Below are 13,764 nucleotides of genomic sequence, written 5' to 3' on the forward strand. Positions count from 1 at the left end.
CCGGAAACCGTTGCCTGAGGCTCTCGTGTTCTCGCGGAGGCGGGACAGGTGGAGCTTCCCCGGCACGGTCGCGATCCGCGACCACCAGCAGATCGCCTTCCCTCTCAGTACGGCCGATCGGGCACGACGGAAAGCGAGAACCACACGATGGGCGTCGTCCTGTTCTGCCTGGTCATACCGGCGGCCCTCTGCGCACTGTTCGGAGCCCTCGCCGTCCACTTCCTCCGCGGCCACCGGACCGCCCGGCGGCTCATCGCCTCGGGCGTCCGCACCGTGGGTGTGTGTGAGGGGCTCTCCCGGCACGACGACGAGGTGTCGGTGCGGTTCTCCTACACACTGCCCGACGGAACCACGCACGAGGCGGACTCCTACGCCACGCATTTCACGAGCGTCGCGCCGCGCGACAGCGTCACCGTCGTCCACGACCCCGAGGCCCCCGGTGTCGTCGAGCTGGAGGACCACCTGGAATCCGCACGCTCCGGGCGCCTGCGCGCGCTGGTCCTCCTGACTCCGGCACTCGCCTTCTTCGTCGCCTGGCTCGTCCTCGGGATGGGCGTCGTCGCCTTCTCCTGACCCGCAGGGTCGAGTCCCCGCCCCGTTTCCCTCGGTGCCCGACTCGCCCTTCCTCGGTGCCCAGCTCGCCGAACTGCCCCGACCCGCCGAACCGGGCGTCGGGCCGGCCCGCGTTACCGGGACCCTGCCCCCTCGCGGAAACCCGCCGCGTCGCCCGGAGCCGGCTCAGCCGGAGTCGGCTCAGCGGGAGCCCATCGACCGCGAGTGGAGCGCGTGCCGGTCCCGGGCGGGGCACCGCTCCGGGCGGTAGCCGATCCCGCCCCGGAGCAGTGCCCCGTGCGGGACCGGCCGTCGCGCGTTTCTACCGGGGGAGTACGGAGAGAGCCCTGAGACGCGCGTGGGCTCCGCTCCAGCCCGAGACGTCGAGCGCCACGTAGCGGGCCGTGACGCCCGCGGTCGAGGCCGTCGTGGCGGCGCGGCCCCCCAGGGTCCCGCCGGGACGGTAGGTGACGCCGTCGTCGCTGAACCCGAGCGTCGCCCGGGGCACGCGGTTCGACGTCCACTCGGCGACGACCCGCTCGACGGGGCGCACGGAACCGAGGTCCACGACCATCCGCGCCCGGTCGGATCCCGGGGTCCACGACGTCCGCCGGTCCCCGTCCACCGCGGCCGACGGGTCCGACATCCCGGCGGGGCGCGGTGCGTTCGGGAACGTGTCGCATCCCAGCGCGGCGTCGGCGAGCGGATACGGGACGGCGTCGCGCACCGACACCGTTTCGGTCCGGCCGCGGCGCAGCTCGACCTTCGTACGCCGCCCGTCGGGCGCCACCAGCAGCAGGTCGCACGACGGCCCGGTCAACCGGACGGTCGCCGCGTCGACCACCTCCGCCCGGACACCGGCCGGTACGGTCCGTCCCGCTGCCGGGAGCAGTGTGAAGCGGGCCGCGGCGACGACCGCGGTCGCGCCCGCCAGGTCGGCGGCGAACTCGGTGCCCGAGGCGGTCACCGTCTGCGAACCGGCGTAGAGCACGAGGGCGGTGCCCTGCCGCGGCAGGGCGACCTCGGTCCGTACCGCGTCGGGGGAGAGGTTGAACAGGCTGAGGTGTCCGCCGGCGGTGCTGGCGTGCACGGCGGGGTCGGTGGCGCGCGGCGCCTGCCGGGACGCTGCCGCCGCCAGCTCGGCCGGGTCTCCCGTCGGATGCCCTTCGACGGTGAGGGCCTCGGCCGGACCGTCCGACAGGACCACCGTGTCGCCGTAGACGGCGAGCGGGTTGGCGGCGCCGCGGACCACCAGCCCCGCCCTCCCGTCCACGGAGAGCCAGCCGCCGCGGCTGGTGAGCTCGGCCTCGGGGAAGCGCGTCAGCTCGGTCCAGGTCTCCCCGTCGTCCGATCCCTGCAGCAGGTACCTGGTGGCGGCCGCGGTCTCCCATTCCAGGGTGACGCGGTCGAAGGCGACCGTGCTGCCGAGGTCGACCGTCAGCCAGCTGTCCTGACGGTTGCGTTCGCCGACGGCGACGGCCCAGCGCGTGGTGCCGTCGCCGTCCAGGACGCGTGCGGCCTCGTTGCCCTTGGCCGCCGACGAGGCGCCGGCCGCGCCACCCCGGGCAAGGTCCGGGCCGTCCGCACCGTCCCGGACGGAGAACGTGTAGAGCGAGTATCCGTACTGCGGATGCCCCAAGACGCCCTGCATGCGGACATGACGGAAGGAAGACCGGGGGAGTACGAGGTCGTCCGTCCGGGGGCCGGGGCCGCCCGAGGTGTTGCCGCTGTCCTCCGACTTCACCTGGACCGACCCCTCGGCGGAGGTGTACGTGCGACTGCCGTCCAGGCCCGCCAGCCCCGGCATCGTCAGGTTGTGCACCTCCAGTCGCCCCTCCCCGGCACCCGTACCGCTTGTGGCGTACACCACTGCCCCCGACGGCAGAGTCGTGAACCCCGCGGTTCCGGTGTCCAGTTGGAGTACGGAGGCGGTGGCGTCGATTCCGTCCCGGACCTTCCGGTAGGTCGTGACCGAGCGGCGCTGCACCTTGCCGCCGGACGACGGGAGGAACATGGGGGTGCCGCCGCTCAGCGCGAACAGCCAGTCGTCGTGGGCCGGCTGCCAGGCGAACTTGACGAAACCGGGCTTGCTGACCGTGGCCGCCCAGGCGGCCGGGGTCTGCTGGACCACGAGACCGGGTCCCTCGGCGAAGTCCCGTACCCCGGAGGCGCGCGCGTAGAACTCCTCGTCGGACAGCGGGGCGACGATTCCCCCGTGGGCCTCCCTCCAGCCGTGCAGCAGGTAGCTGATGGCGATCTCCGCCCTCGCCTCCGGTTCGTACTTCGGCTCGCCCGAGAACTTGGCGAGCCGGTACTCCGGGGCGTACGCCTGGTAGGGCGCGAGCCGCTTCGCCATCGCGGCCTCCGCCCAGGCGGCCGCGCGGTCGCCGGTCACCTGGGCGAGGAAGGCGAGCGGGATCACGTCGCGTCCGTAGAGGTGTTCGCGGTCGGCCACCATCGGCATCAGCGGTTCGCCCGCGTCACTCATCACCATCAGGAGCGTGCGCCACAGCGGCCCCGCGTTCGGCTGTTCGGTGAGGACCTGCGGCAGGGGACGGCCCGCGGTGATGAAGTGCGCGGCGTTGCGGCCGGACGTACGCCACAACTCCTCCTGGTAGTGCGGGCCGAAGGAGTTGTGGTTCTCGACGATGAAGGTGTCGTAGAGGTTGGTCGCGGTGTTCTCCCGGACGGCGACTCCGTCGACCGTGGCCGGGTTGGCGAGGTCCGCCGCGGGCAGTCCCGCCTCGTTCCGGGTCCACCGGCCGAAGGCCGCCGTCCACTCGGAGTGCCGGGAGTCGGCGGGTGCCCAGGCGAGTCCCGGTGCCAGCGACTGGGCGTAGACGCCCATCTCCTCCAGCTTCGTGTCACCGACGAAGCCGCCCCGGAGCCCGTTCGGGGTCCAGCCCCCGGATGCCGGATCGCTGCCGCTGCCCAGGGCGGTGGTGTACTGCGCCTGCTCGCGGGCGATGGTGTCGACGTGCTGCCTGGTGACGGCGTCCAGACGGTCCCAGAGCAGCCGGGCGGCGAGTATGAAGTACAGCTGGAAGGTGGTGTCGAAGAACAACGTGCGGCCCCACTCCGTGCCGCCCGTGAGGCGGTTGGAGGCGGCGAAGTGCTTGATGGTGGCCACCGTGCGGGACAGCAGTTCGTCCTCGCCGATGCCCGCGCGGTCCGCGTCGTAGGTCCCCCGGGTCAGGAGTACCGCGTTGCCGAGCACGACCGCGAAGCCGAAGTCCTTGGCCGTGTGATGACCGAGAGCGGCATCCCACTGGGTCTCCGCCCAGCGGGTGTGCGTCAGGAGCACCTGGTAGTAGGTCTCCGCGATGTCGTCCCGCTGTGAGACGCCGTGGGGACGGTCTCCGGCGGCGGCCCCGGACCGCTCCGCGGCGGACGCGACACCCGGGAGCGATGTCGAGCCCAAGGCCAACAAGCCGGTGATTCCGGCGAGTTGGAGGAACCTGCGCCTGTCGTGGTGGGCGGGGCTGTCGGACATGAGTTCCTCCGGAGTATGACAACGTTGTCAAATCAAGGTCATCCTCTCCTCCGGTCCGACGTCCGTCAAGGGCTCCGTCCCGCCTGACCTGCCTCGACCGTCACACCCGCCTCGCCCTCGGGTGCGCGGAAGTTCAGGGCGCCTTACGCGGTCCGCTGCGGTGGTGTCCCTCCCCGAGGGGCCGCCCGTCGCGTCGAGGACGGCGTGACAGGGCCCCGCACGGGCGTCCCCTGCTGATCCACACGGCCCAGGCGGCCGATCAGGCCGACGTGGCCGCGACCCGGCCCGACCGGGTGGCCATCGCCGCGGTGGTACCGGAGTCCTCGTGCGCGGCGGCGTGGCGCAGGTGCAGAAGACCGTGAGCAAGGCTCAGCAGCTCATCTCCCGCGAGTTCCTCACCCATATCCACGACGCAGACGGCACTCCGACCGGCGTCGAACTGTCCGCCACCCGGCCCCGGCAGGTCGTGGTGATCGGGAACCTGCGCGGGTTCACCCGCAACGGCCGTGTGAACCCGGAGAAGATCGACTCCTTCGAGCTGCACCGGGCATCGATCCAGGACGTCGAAACCATGACGTTCGATGAGCTCTGCCGGCGGGCGTGCCTCATCGTCGAAGATCGATATGACTTCCGTCCACCTTGCGGAGCGTGTGAGGTACTTACTTGTAGAGGAGGGAGGCGGACGGTGCGGTGGATGCCTGGCGGTCGGGTGTGGTGTAGGCGAAGTTGAGCACCGTACGCCGCAGCCCCGGCCGGCCGAGCGGGGTGACGCGGTGGGCGGTGCGGTCGCTGCGCAGGAGGTATCCGTCACCGGGCCGGTGGTGCACGTGCTGGGTGCCGGGGGCATCGAGGGCGTCGAGGTCTCCGCGGCCGGGGTGGAACTCCAGCAGTCCGCCGTCAGCGGGGTTGGGCGGGGCTTCCAGGAAGAGGACGAGGGCGAGCGGGTAGTCGTCGGTGTGCGCGCCGTGGGTGTCACCGGGGCGGTGGAGGATGTTCAGAACGTGCCGCTCGACGGGGTCGCGCACGGCGACGACGGCCTCACCCAGCAAGCAGGAGAGCAGCCCAGTCAGTTCCCGGTCTGCGTAGAGGCGGGTGATGAGCGGTGAGGCGTCGGCGATCCGGTGCCCGCCGAGCGTGGTCATGTGCCGGGGGCTGTCGGCCATGCACTCCATGCGGAAGTCCCGCCGTACCGCCTCGGCCTCCAGCCGGCGTGCTTCCGCCCCGAGCTCGGTGAGTCCGGCGGGGCTGATGAGTCCGGGCAGGGCGAGGTAGCCGTCACGGGAGAACCGCCGCCGCAGCGATTCGCGGTGAGAGGGCAAAGGCATCGACAACACGGAGCATGCATCCCTCACGCCCCTGCCGGACAAACCCGCCGCGGCCCTGACCGCTCCGTACGAGACTGCCTCCGAGCAGGACGGACGGGCCTTGGTCGGCGGAGCACAGGGCCAGGCTGGGGGCGCTGGTTGCCGACCCGGGCCCGGGAGCGGTGCACGGTCTCCAGCCAGAGCTTCGGCCGGTGCGGCTTCCCTCTGACGCCGGGAGCACCAGCGCAGAGCTTCCGCTCCCGCCCGCCACCGGGCCGGCAGCCGACCGGGACGACCCCACCGAATCCTGGAGCCCCGCACCACCTCCGCCACCTGACGCGGCCATCTCCGGCGACACCCCCGCGACTCCGCCGGCGGACCCGGCCCCAGCACCAGCCCCGGACGACGCCGTCGTCGGACTCCGCGGAGCGTACGAGCGGCACCTGTCCCAGTCCGTCGCCAGCCTCAAGGCAATGCGCCGGGCCCGCCAGAACGACCCGGACTTCCCCGACCCGGTCGACCAGCGCGGCGCCGAACTCCTCTACCGCCTCGGCGACCTCAAGAAGTGGGCCCGCAATGAACTCGATCTGGCGGTCCCGGGGCGCAGGCTTGCTCAGTACGGCACCCCCTGGGGCGGCGAGGAAGCCTCCGAACGTGCGGGTTCCCCGGGGTGTCGTTGCGTTTGACGACCCGGACCGTGTCTTCGCCGTCCCGCAGGCCGTTGATCCTGTGCGTGGTGTCGTCGGGTGTGACGAGGGTGGCGACGGTGGCCCCGTCGACCTGGACGTCGTAGTCGGCGGCCGCGCAGTCGAGTACCACCCCGAGGCCGGTCCCGCGGAAGCGGCCCTCGAAGTACACCCCGGGCCACTGAACTGCACCTTTTTCCCAGGTCCTTGATCCGCCCTGCGGTGTGCACCTGCTCCGAGACGCTCTTTCGCGGGCAGAACATCTAGTCCATCGGTGCGGAGAAGATGAGCCGGGTCTCCGTGTTGCGGTATCCGGTGCGGGTGAACGCCGCCGCCATCGGCTGGTTGCCGAGGTCGGTCGTGGCGGTGATGCGTTCGGCGCCGTCCGCGGCCTGGAAGCGGGTGATGGCCGCGAGGATCTCGGACACGTGGCCGCGACCGCGTAGTTCGGGGACGACGCCGAGGTAGCCGACGTTGCGGTTGTACGGGGTGGCCGACGGGATCGCGAGGCCGGCCAGGGTGCCGTCCGGGGTGTGCGCGAGGCGCCACCATTCCCGCTTGCCGGGCCGGTCGAGATAGAACTGCAGGCTCTCGCGTGTGGTGGCCTCACGGCCGTTGGCCGCTTCGCCCTCCAGGGTGTGGGCGTCGAGTGTGCCCTCCGCCACCCGCAGCATCGCGGCGAGGAAGACGTCGTCGTCGGGTTCCGGGGAGAACACCAGCCGCTCGGGTTCGGCGGGCAGCGGCACCTCGGGCGTCCACTCGAATTGCAGGCGTTCCACCTCGATCGTCAGTCCGGCCCGGCGGGCGGCTTCCTGGCGCCAGGACACGGCGGCGACGTACTCGGGATCGTCCCGCCACGCGCCGGGCAGGCGCATGAGGTTGTACAGCGGCGGGGCCTGGGCGCCCGCCTCGCGGAAAGCCTGATGCCCCGCGTCCAGGAGCATGGCGCCCAGCGCGGCCCTTTCGGCAGTGGGGACGTCGTCGGCTATCGCGAGGCAGTCGAGTGCGATCGGGTGGGCGCTGTCGCTCTGCCCCCACCACAAGGCTCGGGCCAGCACCCGGCCGTCCGGGCCCCAGGCGGCCCAGGTCCACTCCGGACGGTACTGCTGCTGGGCGGCCTCCGCACGGTAGGCGTCGGCCGGCAGGCGCCACACGGGTTCACGAGAAGTGAGGGCAAGGACTTGATCCAGTTCCGAGCCGGAGCGCGAGACGGCGGACAAGCGAGGAACAGTACTGCTCGGAGAGGTCATTCACACAGCTTTCAGGGGCGAGGTACCGGTCGGCGGCGCGTTGGCGGGGCAACCGACGGGTCTGAGGGGGCGGCCGGGGCGCCAGGCACCGCCGGTCGCGCGTCATGGCCGGCGCACACGGTCACCGGCCCCGGATGATCTTGCCAAACGCGCACGGGCCAGGCAATGCCATGAGCTCACTGCTCACGCCGCCGACCCAGCCCGAGGCCACCCAGCCCGAGGCCACCCAGCGCGAGGCCAGCCAGCGCGATGCCCTGCCCGGGCCTGAGCCTTTCCCGGTGACTCCTGACGTTGCTCACGAACATGCCCAGCACGTCACCGGCTCGGTCCCACCCTCGACCACAACGGGCACCTGGTGCACGCGATACCGGCCTGGCCCCAACCCGCTGCACCCTCCGCGCGAGAGCCATCAGGCCGCGCTCGAACACCTGCTGTGCCCTGACCGGCTTCCACCGCAGGCGCGGCCGGCGGCTTCGGGGCGCGAGACGGCCCCTTGATGCCCAGCGCGGTGATTGCGGGGCAGGAGACGTCGCTGACCGCTCGGCAGTCCCCGAGGAGCGCGATCCGTTCCGGCCGCGCTCCTCGACCTTCCAGGTCGCTCACCGAGCCCTTGCTGCTGCTCGGAGCGTTCATCCCGACCCTGACCCTCCTGCTGGCCGTAGGCGCCCTCGCCCGCGTAGGCGACCTGAACCTGGTTCTGGTCATCGCCACCGCCACCGGCGCGGTCGTGGCCGGGGACGCCTTCGGCCACCGCACCGGACGCCTGCTCGGTAGCGAGCCATTGTCACAACCTGTGGATGGGAGCTGTGCCGACCCAGCGGTGGTAGGCGTCTACGTCGATGTTGCTGCCGCACACGATGGTGACAACGTGTCGGCCGGCGAAGCGGTCGCGGTCTTCGAGGATCGCTGCGATGCCGAGCGCGGCCGAAGGTTCGACGACGAGGCCGGCGTGGTCAAGGAGCATCCGCATACCGGCGATGATCGACGGCTCCTGAACCAGGACGGCGTCGTCAGCGACCAGGAGGAGATCGTCCAGGACGGCGGGGATGGGACGTCGGCCGGCGACGCCGTCAGCGATGGTGTCGGTCGAGTCGGTGGTGACGACGCGCCGCTGGCGCCACGAGTGTGTCATCGCCGGTGCGCCCAGCGGCTGGACGCATATCACCTCGACTTGGGGTGCCAGTGCCTTCACCACATGCCCCACGCCGGTGGCCAGCGCCCCGCCGCCGAGAGCAATCAGGACGGTGTCGAACGATGACGTGGTGTCCACCAGTTCCAGGCCGATGGTCGCCGCGCCCTCGCAGGTCTCGATGTCCAGGCTGTCTTCGACCAGCCGGATGCCGTCGTGCCGCGCGATGGCCGCCGCCCGCTCGCGAGCCATCTCGTGGTCGCCGTCCACCAGCTCCAATCCGGCGCCCAACGCGCGGATGCGATCAAGCTTGGCCCGAGTCGCAAAGCGGGATGCCACGACGGTCACGTCGAGCCCCCGGCCGCGACCGGACCACGCGAGGGCTTGGCCAAGGTTGCCCGCGCTCGCGCACACCACGGCGCGCGACGCATCGTCGGCCAGCAGGCTCGCGACTACCTCGGTGCCGCGGGCCTTGAAACTGCGGACCGGGTTCGCCGTTTCGAGCTTGATGCTCACCGTGCACCCGAGGCCGGGCTCCAGCGCCTCGCAGCGGTACAGCGGAGTGTCGAGAAAGACCGGGTCGATCACCCGGCGAGCCGCCCGGATCCGAGCAGTGTCGAGACGCGTCTCCTGCACGACACAGCAGCGTAGTGCCACCGGCGCTGGTTTCATGAGCAACTGCCAGAATGTGCAGGTCGGCTGAGGTGTGTCACGCTGCGGCGGGTTCCTCGGGGCGTTCGACGAGGTGACCGTTCTCGAAGCGGGCGCCGTTGCGGACGAGGGCGACGAGGTGGGGTGCGGTGATCGCGCGCCAGCGGGCCTGGGCGGACTCGACGAGCTTGAACACCATCGCCAGGGCCGCGGCCGGGCTGCCCGCACCGCGGGTGACCTTGGTCCTCAACTTCACGGTTCTGTACGTGCTCTCGATGGGATTTGTCGTGCGCAGGTCCCCAGTGCTTGGCGGGGAAGCCGTAGAACGCGAGGAGCTCGGCGGCCTCGCCTGTGACCCTCTGGACTACTTTCGGCCACTTTGCCCGGTAGGCGCGCTCGAAGTCCCTGATCGCCTTCTCGGCGTGGTCGCGGCCCTCGGCGTTGTAGATCTCCTGCAGGGCCTTCTTCGCGCCGGGCTGAGCCGACTTCGGGCGAGCGTTCATGACATTGCGGACCTTGTGAACCCAGCACCTCTGGTGCCTGGCCTGCGGAAACACCTCCGCGAGGCCCTTCACAGGCCCATCGCGCCGCCACCGACCACAAGTTCGGGACCGTGCATGCCGCGTCGGCGGCAGTCACGCAGCAGATCCGCCCACGACTCGGTCGATTCACGCAGCCCCTCGGCCAGCGCGACGAGTTCCTTGCGGCCGTCCGGGCGCACACCCATGAGGACCAGGACGCAGGAGTGGGCCTGACCGAGGCGGACCTTGGGGTGGACGCCGTCGGCCCACACGTAGACGTAGTCGGAATCCGACAGATCACGGGCCTGGAAAGCGGCGTGGTCGTCGGTCCACTGCTTCGCCAGCCGGGTCACCGTCGCCGGCGAGAGGCCGACCGAGGAACCCAGGAACTGCTCCATCGCGGGCACGAAGTCCCGGAGGACAGTCCGTGGAGGTGGAGCAGGGGCAGGACCTCGCTGATTTCCGGGGACTTGCGGCACCACGGCGCGGGGATCTTCGACGAGAACCGCTTGCGCTCCCCGGTTTCCACGTCGACGCGTTTGTCGTTCACGCGGGGAGCCTTCGCCACGAGCGGCCCGGCGGTGGTGGTCACCGTCCGTTCGCGATGATGGCCGTTGCGGACCACCAGACGGCGGCCGACCTCGTTCCGCTCACCGGCCAACTCAGCTATTTGCTGGTTGATTTCGGCCTCCAGGACCGCGGCGAGCATCCGCCGGGCACCGTCGCGGACAATGTCGTCCATCAGGGATCCGGCCTCGGTGGTTCCGTCGTTGTTGACTACGCTGAGCACGGGCGTGCCTTCCCAACCCGCGGTGCAACGAGGGTCTACTCGGTGACCATCAATCGATCACTCGGGAAGGTACGCCCTCCGCGTTCCGCGAGGCACCCCTCCCGAGGCCGATCCACAGGTCTTGAGCATTGCTCGGTAACGGATCGCGTCCAACATCTGGCGGTGGCAATAGCCCTCGGGCTGCCCGCCCTCGCCCTCCAGTCAGGCCGGCACTGGCAACAACGGCCGCACCTCCACCCACTCCGCGTCCGTCATATCCGACGGATACTGGCACACCCGGTCCGGGCGATCAGCCGCGTTCCCGTACACGTGCGCGAGACAATCACACGATCGAGCAGCCGAGTTGAACAATGCGGGAGCGGACGCGTAGAACTGCGACAACAGGGCCTCCTGGAACTGCTCGGTTCGGTTCGCACCTCCGAGCTACCAAGGGGCCCTGCCTTCATGCACCTACCTCCGGAAGATCACCCCGGTGGGAAACCTGTTCGACTCACACGTTCCATCATCGGTTGAGATACAGCCTCTAAGGCTGCCGGTGGTCTCTCATCGTCGGGAACGTGTTGTGCACCGTCAGGGAGCTGTACGACGAACGGTCGCTGTGCGCCTGCGTCCGCCGAGTCTGCTCGATGAGGAGGCCGTCGGCGTTCTCGGTGGCGCGGTTGCCCCGTCGGCCGAGCTTGACGATCAGGAAGACCACCAGCGCGGTCAGCAACCCGAACAGAACAGCCAATTCGATCATGAAGCCCCCCGGTCCCGTGCACGTACGTAGCCCATGAATTCTCCCGCACGGCCGCTCCTGCGTAAACCCGACCACGAGGGCATCGACGTCGGACAGCCCGGTCGTACGCCGCGGGGCGAGTGGAAGGCGGCCGCCCGGTACCGCGCGCACCAGGAACCCGTCGCTCTCTGCACATCGCCCCCGCCCCCCGCCGCATCGACCGGGAGCAGTTGCGCACGGTCAAGAAAGGGCGGCCGTCCCAGTCCTGGAATGCCTGGGGAACGCTGCCCGGACATGCGGCTCATTGTAGGATGGGGAGACAGCACTTGACCTGCAAAAACGCAGGCAGGGAGCCTAAGTTCAGGAGTTCATCGATGATCCGCACCATGTTCAAGTCCAAGATTCACCGTGCCACCGTGACCCAGGCCGACCTGCACTACGTGGGATCGGTCACGATCGACGCCGAGCTGATGGAAGCCGCCGATCTGCTCCCCGGTGAACTGGTGCACATCGTCGACATCACCAACGGTGCCCGCCTGGAGACCTACGTCATCGAGGGCGAGCGGGGTTCCGGCGTGATCGGGATCAACGGTGCCGCCGCGCATCTCGTGCACCCGGGTGACCTGGTCATCCTGATCAGCTACGCGCAGGTCGACGACGCGGAGGCGCGCACGCTCGTCCCCAGTGTGGTGCACGTCGACGCGGAGAACCGGATCGTCGCGCTGGGGAACGACGCCTCCGCGCCGGTACCGGGTACCCCCACCGAGCGCAGTCCGCACGCGGTCCCGTCGGCCCGCTGACACCGCAGGGACGGCCGGACGGGCCTCGGACGGACGGGCCGGCCGGGGTGCGGTCCGGGCGTGTGAGGTGTGGTCCCGGCAGGCGCGGGCAGCCGCAGCGGGAGACGGTGGGGATGAGCCCCACTCGTACCGTTCGCACCATGGGAGGGTCGCGATGACCCAGCCGTACCCCGATCCCGTCCATCCGTCGCCCGTGCCGAGCCCGACGCCCGTGCCCGGGCCGCCGACGCCGGTGCCGACTCCGCCGCCGGTGCCGCCGGGGCCCGGGCCGGTACCGCCCGGGCCGGCTCCGGACCCGATTCCGCAGCCTCCGGCGCCGGGCCCCGAACCGGTACCGGACCCCGAGCCGTCCCCGCAGCCCGCGGGCTGATCCCGGGCGGCGGGCCCGTCCGGCGGCGCGACATGCCGGACGGGCCCGCCCGGGGGCGGGTTCCGTGGGCGCCCGCCGTCACACGAGGGCGCTGCCCACGCCTCTGCCCGATCCGCCGTTCACGCCGCTGTTGACACCGCCGAGGCCCACCAGCGCGTCGGCGTGGACGAGCCCGCTCTCCGCCGCGATCGATTCCAGGGTCTGGGCGTCGCGCACCGGCGCGAAACGCACCCGGTCGCACCCGTCGCCCCCGTCCGTCGTACGGAAGCCGTACACCGCCGGCCTCGGCAGGCTGTTGTACGCCCACGGCGCCGAGAAGTAGTAGGCGCCCGTGTCGTAGAGCACCACGAAGTCGCCCTCGCGCAGCTCCGGCAGCTCCTGGCCGTGCGCGACCACGTCCCCGGCGAAGCAGCAGGGACCGGCGACGTCCTGCACGAGCGGAGGCCCGCCCTTGGGCAGACCGTCCGGCCCGAAGGCCCCCACCCGCAGCGGCCAGGACCCGGGCATCAGGACGGTACGGGTCGCCGTCTGCGCGCCCGCGTGGGTCAGGGCGATGCGCCGGCCGCCCGCGTCCTTCGTGTACTCGACCAACGCCCCGATGAACCCGTTCTTCGCCAGCAGCGACCGGCCGAACTCCGTCACCAGCGCGTACCGCCCGTCGAAGAGGTCCGGTACGGCGGTACGCAGCGCGGTCACGTAGTCGCCGTGGGTGGGCCGCACCTCGTCGTCCGCGAAGTTCACCGGCAGCCCGCCCCCGATGTCGAGGCTGGTGATCCGGCGCTCGCCGAGGTGCGCGTTGATCTCCTCGGCCAGCCGGTACGTCTCCACGACCCCGGCCGCGAGCAACTCCAGCGGGCAGCCCTGGGAGCCCACGTGGGCGTGCAGCCGGGTCAGCCAGGGGCGTTCCGCGAAGGCGCGCACCACCGCCGCACGGGCCCCGGGGTCCCGCAGCGGCACGCCGAACTTCGAGGTGGCGGTGGCCGTGCTCATCGCTCCGATCGCACCGGCCCCGACCTGCGGGTTCACCCGCAGTCCGAGCACCGAGGGGGAGGTGGACCAGCGCAGTGCGTCGATGCGGCGCAGCTCGTCGAGGCTGTCGGCATTGACGGCGATCCCGAGCGCCAGCGCCAGCCGGATCTCCTCACGGGTCTTGGCGGGGGAGTCCAGCACGATCATCGAGGGCGCGAAACCGGCGTCCATGGCCAGCCGGAGCTCCCCGGGGCTCGCCACCTCGCACCCCATGCCGTACGAGGCGAGCAGGCGCAGCACCGGGACGAGCGAGCAGGCCTTCGCGGCGAAGGTGTGCAGTACCTGCGGGGCCCCGGCGAACGCCTCGCGCAGGGCCTCGACCGAGCCCCGCACCCCCTCGGTGTCGATGAATCCGACGACGGGCTGCGTCTCGCCGAGCAGACCGTCGGCGACCGCGCGCCGCACGACGGGGGCGAACTTCGGGGCGGGCCGGGCGCCGGTGAAGGAAATCGTCTGAGTCATACGGCGAGA

The 13,764-nt window shown here is 71.2% G+C and carries 10 protein-coding genes and 3 pseudogenes; 4 read left to right on the forward strand and 9 right to left on the reverse strand.

All coding sequences use genetic code 11. The annotated features are described in order from the left end of the window. Positions 1-147: 147 nt before the first annotated feature. Positions 148-573, forward strand: coding sequence for a DUF3592 domain-containing protein (locus tag OG599_RS31760; protein WP_327179415.1), 426 nt, complete (start codon positions 148-150; stop codon positions 571-573). A 301-nt stretch (positions 574-874) separates the two neighbouring features. Here OG599_RS31760 and OG599_RS31765 read toward each other — a convergent pair whose 3' ends face one another. After that, entirely contained in the window at positions 875-4,045 is a 3,171-nt protein-coding gene (locus tag OG599_RS31765; protein ID WP_327179416.1) for a discoidin domain-containing protein, read from the reverse strand. A gap of 358 nt (positions 4,046-4,403) precedes the next feature. Here OG599_RS31765 and OG599_RS31770 point away from each other — a divergent pair, with 358 nt between their 5' ends. Further along, entirely contained in the window at positions 4,404-4,775 is a 372-nt protein-coding gene (locus OG599_RS31770; RefSeq protein WP_327180259.1) for a Shedu anti-phage system protein SduA domain-containing protein, read from the forward strand. Here OG599_RS31770 and OG599_RS31775 read toward each other — a convergent pair. Then, positions 4,705-5,370 carry a HalD/BesD family halogenase gene (locus OG599_RS31775; protein WP_327179417.1) on the reverse strand — a complete coding sequence of 222 codons (666 nt, stop codon included), beginning with the start codon at positions 5,368-5,370 and terminating at the stop codon, positions 4,705-4,707. The two genes, OG599_RS31770 and OG599_RS31775, sit on opposite strands and share 71 nt — an antisense overlap. Positions 5,371-5,822: 452 nt before the next feature. On the opposite strand from OG599_RS31775, the gene OG599_RS31780 reads away from it, so the two are divergent. Further along, entirely contained in the window at positions 5,823-6,035 is a 213-nt protein-coding gene (locus OG599_RS31780) for a hypothetical protein (RefSeq protein ID WP_327180298.1), read from the forward strand. A gap of 43 nt (positions 6,036-6,078) precedes the next feature. Here the strand turns inward: OG599_RS31780 and OG599_RS31785 are convergent. The 6 genes and pseudogenes from OG599_RS31785 to OG599_RS31810 form a co-directional block, all read right to left on the reverse strand. Next, positions 6,079-6,207 (reverse strand): annotated as a pseudogene (locus tag OG599_RS31785) (acetylxylan esterase); the annotation flags it as partial. Positions 6,208-6,298: 91 nt separating this feature from the next. Continuing rightward, positions 6,299-7,189 carry a GNAT family N-acetyltransferase gene (locus tag OG599_RS31790; protein ID WP_327179418.1) on the reverse strand — a complete coding sequence of 297 codons (891 nt, stop codon included), beginning with the start codon at positions 7,187-7,189 and terminating at the stop codon, positions 6,299-6,301. Positions 7,190-8,069: 880 nt separating this feature from the next. Further along, the gene (locus OG599_RS31795; protein WP_327179419.1) at positions 8,070-9,050 is read right to left on the reverse strand and encodes a threonine ammonia-lyase; all 981 of its coding nucleotides are present in this window, start codon (positions 9,048-9,050) and stop codon (positions 8,070-8,072) included. A gap of 73 nt (positions 9,051-9,123) precedes the next feature. Further along, positions 9,124-10,376 (reverse strand): annotated as a pseudogene (locus tag OG599_RS31800) (IS256 family transposase). Positions 10,377-10,511: 135 nt separating this feature from the next. Next, positions 10,512-10,652 (reverse strand): annotated as a pseudogene (locus tag OG599_RS31805) (transposase); the annotation flags it as partial. 247 nt (positions 10,653-10,899) lie between these two features. Next, positions 10,900-11,115 (reverse strand): hypothetical protein, encoded by a 216-nt coding sequence (locus OG599_RS31810; protein WP_327179420.1) that lies wholly within the window; start codon positions 11,113-11,115, stop codon positions 10,900-10,902. A 353-nt stretch (positions 11,116-11,468) separates the two neighbouring features. Here OG599_RS31810 and panD point away from each other — a divergent pair, with 353 nt between their 5' ends. Further along, positions 11,469-11,894, forward strand: coding sequence for an aspartate 1-decarboxylase (panD, locus tag OG599_RS31815; protein ID WP_327179421.1), 426 nt, complete (start codon positions 11,469-11,471; stop codon positions 11,892-11,894). 448 nt (positions 11,895-12,342) lie between these two features. Here panD and OG599_RS31820 read toward each other — a convergent pair whose 3' ends face one another. Beyond that, positions 12,343-13,755, reverse strand: a complete 1,413-nt coding sequence (locus OG599_RS31820; protein ID WP_327179422.1) for a diaminopimelate decarboxylase — start codon at positions 13,753-13,755, stop codon at positions 12,343-12,345. Between the last annotated feature and the right edge of the window lie 9 nt (positions 13,756-13,764).

Origin of the sequence: Streptomyces sp. NBC_01335, assembly GCF_035953295.1 — a bacterium.
Taxonomy (GTDB): Bacteria; Actinomycetota; Actinomycetes; order Streptomycetales; family Streptomycetaceae; genus Streptomyces.

Excerpts from the sequence above, each read along its gene's own strand:
- OG599_RS31760 (WP_327179415.1), top strand. The coding sequence starts at position 148 with ATGGGCGTCGTCCTGTTCTGCCTGGTCATACCGGCGGCCCTCTGCGCA.
- OG599_RS31765 (WP_327179416.1), bottom strand. The coding sequence starts at position 4,045 with ATGTCCGACAGCCCCGCCCACCACGACAGGCGCAGGTTCCTCCAACTC.
- OG599_RS31775 (WP_327179417.1), bottom strand. The coding sequence starts at position 5,370 with ATGCCTTTGCCCTCTCACCGCGAATCGCTGCGGCGGCGGTTCTCCCGT.
- OG599_RS31780 (WP_327180298.1), top strand. The coding sequence starts at position 5,823 with ATGCGCCGGGCCCGCCAGAACGACCCGGACTTCCCCGACCCGGTCGAC.
- OG599_RS31810 (WP_327179420.1), bottom strand. The coding sequence starts at position 11,115 with ATGATCGAATTGGCTGTTCTGTTCGGGTTGCTGACCGCGCTGGTGGTC.
- panD (WP_327179421.1), top strand. The coding sequence starts at position 11,469 with ATGATCCGCACCATGTTCAAGTCCAAGATTCACCGTGCCACCGTGACC.
- OG599_RS31820 (WP_327179422.1), bottom strand. The coding sequence starts at position 13,755 with ATGACTCAGACGATTTCCTTCACCGGCGCCCGGCCCGCCCCGAAGTTC.